Here is a 6,436-nt window from a genome sequence, read left to right on the forward strand (position 1 = left end):
TGCGGCCAGCCCAGCAGGGCTGCCAGCATCTGGCCGGTCTGGTTGCAGTCGTCGTCAATCGCCTGCTTGCCGAGGATGATCAGCTGCGGCTGTTCCTTGTCGACCACCGCCTTGAGCAGCTTGGCCACCGCCAGCGGCTGCAATTCGGCATCGGTCTCGACCAGCACGCCGCGGTCGGCGCCGATCGCCATCGCGGTACGCAGGGTTTCCTGGCACTGGGTCACGCCGCAGGACACCGCGATGATCTCGGTCGCCTTGCCGCCTTCCTTCAGGCGGGTGGCTTCTTCAACTGCGATTTCATCGAACGGGTTCATCGACATCTTGACGTTGGCGATATCGACACCGCTGCCGTCGGACTTGACGCGGACTTTGACGTTGTAGTCCACCACGCGTTTGATGGGTGTGAGGATTTTCATTGTTTCCTAAACGAGTAGAGTGGCTGCCTTGATCGATTCTTCGCGGATCTCGTTCGTCAGCAGCGATTTGTATTCGGAGAATTCCGGCGTGGTCTTCAGCGTGTAATGGCGCGGGTAGCCGAAACCGATACCGACCTCCTTCTTGATCCGCCCGGGACGCGCGGAGAAAACCATCACCCGGTTCGCCATGAAGATCGCTTCGTCGATGTCATGGGTGACGAAGATGACTGTCTTCCTGTGCGCTTCCCATACCGAGAGCAGGAGTTCCTGCATGAGCACGCGTGTCTGGTTGTCGAGGGCACCGAAGGGTTCATCCAGCAGCAGAACTTCGGGATCGTTCGCCAATGCACGCGCCAGCGCGACACGCTGCTGCATGCCGCCGGACAGCATTTTCGGGAAGTGGTTTTCGAAACCCCGCAACCCGATCTCGTGGATGAACCGGTCCGCGGTTTCGTTCTGTTCGGCTTGCAGCATTCCTTTTTCACGCAAGCCGAAGCAGATGTTCTGCTTTACCGTGAGCCACGGAAACAGCGTGTACGACTGGAACACCACCCCGCGGTCGGGCCCCGGGCCGGACACGGCGCGTCCGTCCAGCATGACGCGTCCCCCGGTAGGAGCATCGAGGCCGGCGATAATGCGCAGCATCGTGGACTTGCCGCACCCGGACGGGCCCAGCACCGTGATGAAATCGTTTTCGTTGACGACCAGCGAGGTCGGTTGCAGCGCTGTGACGGGCGCATGATGTCGCGTGCCTTCGAAGGTGCGTGATACATCCTGCAGAATCAGTTTTGCATTCATTTCGACAGGCTCCAGCGGAAGACTTTTCGGTTGAACTGCTTGAAGAAGTAATCGGAAACCAGTCCGATGAATCCGATGATGGTGATGCCGAAGATGATCTGGTCGGTGGCCAGCAGCGCCTGGCTGTTGGTGATCATGTAGCCGATGCCGCTCGATGCGCCGATCAGTTCGGCGACGATCACATAGGTCCATGCCCAGCCGAGGACGAGGCGCAGCGTCTCGGCAATCTGCGGCGCGTTACACGGGATCAGTACCCGCGCCAGGATGGCGCCATCCTTCGCGCCCAGCGTATAAGCCGCTTCCACCAGGTCGCGCCGTGTTTCGGCAACCGCCACCGCCACCATCAGCACGATGTTGAAGACCGAGCCGAGGAAGATGACGAGGATCTTTTGCGTCTCGCCGATTCCCGTCCACAGGATCAGCAGGGGAATGAAGGCCGACGCGGGAAGATAGCGCGCGAACGAGATGAAGGGTTCGAGGAAGGCCTCGACCGGCTTGTACGCGCCCATCGCAATGCCCAGGGGAACGGCTACGGCTGCCGCAAGCGCAAAGCCTGCCAGGACCCGCCAGACCGTGGCGCCGATATCCTTGAGGAAGCCGTGGTCCGCAAGCAGGCTCCAGCCGCCGGCAAGCATCTGGAGCGGATCGGCGAGGAACGTGGCCGGAACGAGGCCGCCTACCGTCACGGCACCCCAGCTGGAAAAAAACAGGATGAAGAACAGGGTGCCAAGCGCGATGCGTGTGGAATGCCTGATGGGTTTGAGTGGTGTCATGGTCGTTCTCTTCCAGTCGGGCTATTTGGCGAAGCGCGTCGTGTACAGCACATCAAGGCTGGCCGGGATATTCCGGATCACGTTGTTTTCCTTGAGGATGCCGGTAGCATCGGCCATGAACGGCTTGATGTCCCGCTCGAAGAACTCGGCGTTTTCCTGGCGTGTCGGCCAGCGGATGAACTTCGCGGATTCCTCGAACTGTTCCGCCGTCTGCTTGACCGCCGCGCCCATGATGGCGTAGCTGGCCTTGGGTTGCGCCTTGATCATGTCGAGCGCATCGAAGTAGCTGTCGACGATCGCCTTCACGGCTTGGGGATTCTTTTCGATGAACTCCGGCGCGCATCCGAGCGTGTCGACGATGACCGGATAGTCCCTGGTCGTCACGAGCACGCTGCCCGCGTCCTTGCTTGCGCGCACCGTGGACAGGTAGGGCTCGTAACTCACGGCGGCGTCGTTCTGGCCGGTCACGAAGGCATTGGCGGCCATCTGCGGCGAGAGCTTGACCTGGTTGACGTCGGCCATGCTCATGCCGTTCTTTTTCAGGATGTAGGCGAGCAGCCAGAAGGATGCGGTTCCTGGTGCATCCACCGCGACGGTCTTGCCCTTGAGGTCGGCCACTTTCTGAATGCCGGGACGCGCGGCAATACCGTCCCCGCCGTGCGAGCGGTCGAGCAGCAGGAATTGCTGGTTCGGCACGCCGTTGGCGTTCCATGCGACCTGGGTTTCCACCGTGGTCGCCGCGCATTGGGCGGCGCCGGACGACAGTACGAGATGCCGGTCCTTTTGCGGGATGGAGCGCAATTCCACGTCGACGCCGTTCTTCTTGAACAGGCCGGCCTTGTCGGCCAGCGTCAGCGGTGCAAAGCCGGTCCAGCCGCTGATGCCGATCACGACCTTGGTTTGTGCGCTTGCGCTGTTGAAGGCGGCGCAGAGGAAGAGGGTGGCGGCGAATCTGCTGAATGTTTTCATCATGGTCTCCTTGTTTCTCCTATGGGGATGCATATAGGAACGTAGGGTGGGTAGCGCGTAGCGAAACCCGCCATGCGCTCAGTGGACGTCATTTCGGTGGGTTTCGCTGCGCTCTACCCACCCTACGGTCCTTTAACCGAGAACGGCGCGTGCGATCACTGTCTTCTGGATCTCCGACGAACCTTCATAGATGCGCATGATCCGTGCGTCCCGCACATAGCGTTCCAGCGGAAGGTCGCGCGTGAAGCCGTAACCGCCGTGGATCTGCAGTGCGGTGTCGGTGATGAAGCCGGCGGCTTCGGAAGCGTAGAGCTTGGCCATCGAGGATTCGAGCGAAAAGCGCTGCCCGGCGGCGCGTTTTCCGGTTGCCTGCAGCGTCAGCATGCGGGCCGCTTCGAGGCGGACCTTCATCTCCGCGAGCATCCACTGGATGCCTTGCCTGGCTGCCAGCGGTTCGCCGCCGACGAGACGCTCCCTGGACCATGCCACGGCCGCCTGCATCGCGGCTTCGGCAATGCCGATGCTGTTGGCGGCGACGTCGATCCTGCTGTTGTCGAGGACTTTCATTGCGGTCCTGAAACCGGTGCCTTCTTCGCCGAGGCGGTTGGAGGCGGGAACCTCGCAATCGAGCGCAACCTCGAATGCATGGCCGCCGCGAATGCCCATCAGCGCTTCCGGCTTCGAGATCGTGATACCGTCCGTGTCCGCATCGACGACAAAGGCGCTGATGCCCTTGTGACCGGCAGCGGGATCGGTCTTCGCATACACGACGATGAAGTCGGCATCGCCGGCATTGGAGATGAAGTGCTTGACGCCGCGGATCCTGTACTTGTCTCCGATGCGTTCGGCACGGGTGGACATGTCGGCGGGATTGGAACCGGCGCGCGGTTCGGTCAGCGCGAATGCGCCCAGCTTGACGCCAGCGGCGGCATCCGGGAGATAGCGGCCGCGAATGTCGTCGTCGCCGCCGATCAGGATGGAATCGGTCGCGAGGTAGTGTGCGCCGATCATCGATGCCGTCGACGCGCAGGCCCGGGCGATTTCGATCAGTGACAGCACCAGCGCGGTCGGCGATGCGCCGATGCCGCCCCATTGCTCGGGCAGGTTCATGCCCATCACGCCGAGGTCGGCGAGCAAGGGAACGTAGCGCGCGGTCGAGACTTCCTGCCGGTCGACTTCCTGCGCCTTCGGTGCGAGTTCGGATGCGGCGAAACGGCCGATTGCGTCCGCCTGTACTTGATCTTCTTCGGTGATGCCAAACTGGATTGCCATGGTGGTCCTCTTGTCGTTCGTATTAATCATCCGGCGCAGGCTGCCTGCAGTTCCCGGATCTTTTCGCTGCTGTAACCAATCAGCCCGGCCAGCACTTCCTCGGTGTGCTCGCCGAGGCGAGGCGCGCGGGCCGCGAGGTTGGCGCCGAAGCCGGAAAATTTCAGCGGCTGGGTCGGCAGGCGCAGGCCAGGCAAGCGGTCGTCGTCGACTTCCTTCAGGAAGGCGCGGTGGTTCGCCTGGTCGAAGTCGAGCGCCTGTTGCACGTTCCAGATCGGCGCGGCGGGTATGGCGGCGCATTCGAGCGCGTGAGTGACCTCGTCGACTGTCAGCCCGCGCGACCAGGTTTCAATGGCCTCGCGCAATGAAGGCTCGTTGGCGGCCCGGAGTTCATCGGAAGCAAAGCGGGGATCGGCGGCCAGCTGGGGCATCGCGATCGTCTCCGCAAACTGCCGGAAGAGCTTGTTGTTCAGGATGGCGAGCACGAAATGCCCGTCCTTCGCTTGGTAGACGCCGAAGGGCGCCGACAGCGGATGCCGGTTCCCGGTGCGTGCGGCGGGCTTGCCGGTGAACAGATAGCGCGACACCGAAGTCGCCATGAAGGCGAGGGTGGACTCGAACATCGAGACGTCGACATGCGTGCCCTTGCCGTCACGTTCGCGGGCATAGAGGGCAACCAGCGCACCCCAGGACGCGAACAGTCCGCTGAGGACATCCGACATCGCCTCGCCGACGAGCGTGGGCGGGCCGTCGGGCGAGCCGGTCGCTTCCATCATGCCGGACATGGCCTGGATGATGATGTCGTAGGCGGGGCGTCGCGCGGCCGGTCCGTCCTGCCCGAAGCCGGAAATGCTCACGTACACCAGCGCGGGGTTGGCTCGATGCAGGTCTGCATAGCCGATTCCCAGCTTCTCGGCCACGCCGGGACGGAAATTCTCGACGACGATATCCGCGCGTTCCGCCAGTTTGCGCACGGCGGCGATGCCTTCATCGGTCTTGAGGTCGAGTACGACGCTCTTCTTGTTCCGGTTGATGACCGAAAACATCGCGCTTTCCTGGTTGACCATGGGGCCGACGGCGCGGTAGTCGTCGCCGTGCGGCGGCTCGATCTTGATGATTTCCGCACCGAGGTCGCCGAGCAGCGCCGTGCAGAAGGGGCCGGACAGCACGCGCGTGAAGTCGAGCACGCGGATGCCGGCAAGTGGAAGTCTGGATGGTGTCGACATGGAGTCCCCTGTAGTCCGTGGTATGGATTGCATGGTAGGGGACGCTCTGTATAATTAAAAATACAGTGTATTGATGCCTTGAATCAAAAATCTTGATACCGTTCACGCTCCGCCAGCTCGAGTATTTCGTCGCCGCCGCCCGCCATGGCAGCACCTCCAGGGCAGCAGCGGCGCTCAGCGTGTCGCAGCCCTCCATCTCGACCGCGATCGGCGAGCTCGAATCGCTCTGGAAGGAAGCGCTGTTTTACCGGAAGCATGCGCAGGGACTGGAGCTGACGTCCGCGGGAAAGCGGCGCTACCACCAGGCGCAGGCGGTGCTGCAGGGCGCGGTTGCGCTTGGCGCCGCGCAGGACGGAGGCATCTCCGGCGAGCTGGCCGTCGGCTGCTTCTCCACGCTCGGCCCGATGTACCTGCCCGCGATCATGCGTACCTTCATCGAGCTGTATCCCGATGTAAAGCTGAAGATTGTCGAAGGCGATACGGAAGAGCTGGTCAGCCAGGTCGAACGCGGCATGCTGGACCTGGCCATCATTTACGACATGGGGCTGCTGAGGGAGCTGGCGATCACGCCGCTCGGGCAGCAATCTCCCTACGTCCTGCTGCCCGCTACCCACAAGCTTGCACGCCAGCCTTCGCTGCGTGTCAGCAATCTCTCCGGAGAGCCGTTCATCCTGATCGACCTGCCGCACAGCCGCGACTACTTCCTCTCGATCCTGCACGTCGGCGGCGCGACACCGCGCCTGGTATTGAAGACACACTCCATCGAAATGGTCCGCTCCCTTGTGGCGAACGGCCACGGCGTTTCCATTCTGGTAACGCGGCCGAGCCGTGACTACAGCTACGACGGCAAGCGGATCGTCTGCAAACCGCTGGAAGGAAACCTGCCGCCGCAGAAGATTGTCGCGGCGGCAGCCGCCGAGGGCAGGCTGTCGCCGGCGGCCGAGGCTTTCATCCGGGTGGCACGCAATCATTTTTGACAACATCC

At 62.5% G+C, this 6,436-nt stretch carries 7 protein-coding genes; 1 reads left to right on the forward strand and 6 read right to left on the reverse strand.

Annotated elements, in window-relative coordinates; all coding sequences use genetic code 11:
- From AYR66_RS17030 to AYR66_RS17055, 6 genes are all read right to left on the reverse strand, one after another.
- Positions 1-416, reverse strand: a 416-nt coding sequence (locus tag AYR66_RS17030) for an electron transfer flavoprotein subunit beta/FixA family protein (protein WP_141104261.1), incomplete at its 3' end; no start/stop codon positions are given.
- 6 nt (positions 417-422) lie between these two features.
- Entirely contained in the window at positions 423-1,214 is a 792-nt protein-coding gene (locus AYR66_RS17035) for an ABC transporter ATP-binding protein (RefSeq protein ID WP_088708495.1), read from the reverse strand.
- Positions 1,211-1,987, reverse strand: a complete 777-nt coding sequence (locus AYR66_RS17040; RefSeq protein ID WP_088708496.1) for an ABC transporter permease — start codon at positions 1,985-1,987, stop codon at positions 1,211-1,213. The genes AYR66_RS17035 and AYR66_RS17040 overlap by 4 nt, the downstream gene beginning before the upstream one ends.
- Before the next feature lie 21 nt (positions 1,988-2,008).
- Positions 2,009-2,956, reverse strand: coding sequence for an ABC transporter substrate-binding protein (locus AYR66_RS17045; protein WP_420093133.1), 948 nt, complete (start codon positions 2,954-2,956; stop codon positions 2,009-2,011).
- A gap of 132 nt (positions 2,957-3,088) precedes the next feature.
- Positions 3,089-4,228 (reverse strand): acyl-CoA dehydrogenase family protein, encoded by a 1,140-nt coding sequence (locus AYR66_RS17050; protein WP_088709873.1) that lies wholly within the window; start codon positions 4,226-4,228, stop codon positions 3,089-3,091.
- Positions 4,229-4,254: 26 nt separating this feature from the next.
- Positions 4,255-5,451 carry a CaiB/BaiF CoA transferase family protein gene (locus tag AYR66_RS17055; protein ID WP_088708498.1) on the reverse strand — a complete coding sequence of 399 codons (1,197 nt, stop codon included), beginning with the start codon at positions 5,449-5,451 and terminating at the stop codon, positions 4,255-4,257.
- 92 nt (positions 5,452-5,543) lie between these two features.
- Here AYR66_RS17055 and AYR66_RS17060 point away from each other — a divergent pair, with 92 nt between their 5' ends.
- A complete protein-coding gene (locus AYR66_RS17060; RefSeq protein WP_088708499.1) occupies positions 5,544-6,428 on the forward strand; it encodes a LysR family transcriptional regulator in 885 nt (294 codons plus the stop codon).
- The last annotated feature ends 8 nt before the right edge of the window (positions 6,429-6,436 follow it).

It is taken from the genome of Noviherbaspirillum denitrificans (genome assembly GCF_002211445.1).
GTDB classification, from domain to species: Bacteria; Pseudomonadota; Gammaproteobacteria; order Burkholderiales; family Burkholderiaceae_D; genus Noviherbaspirillum; species Noviherbaspirillum denitrificans.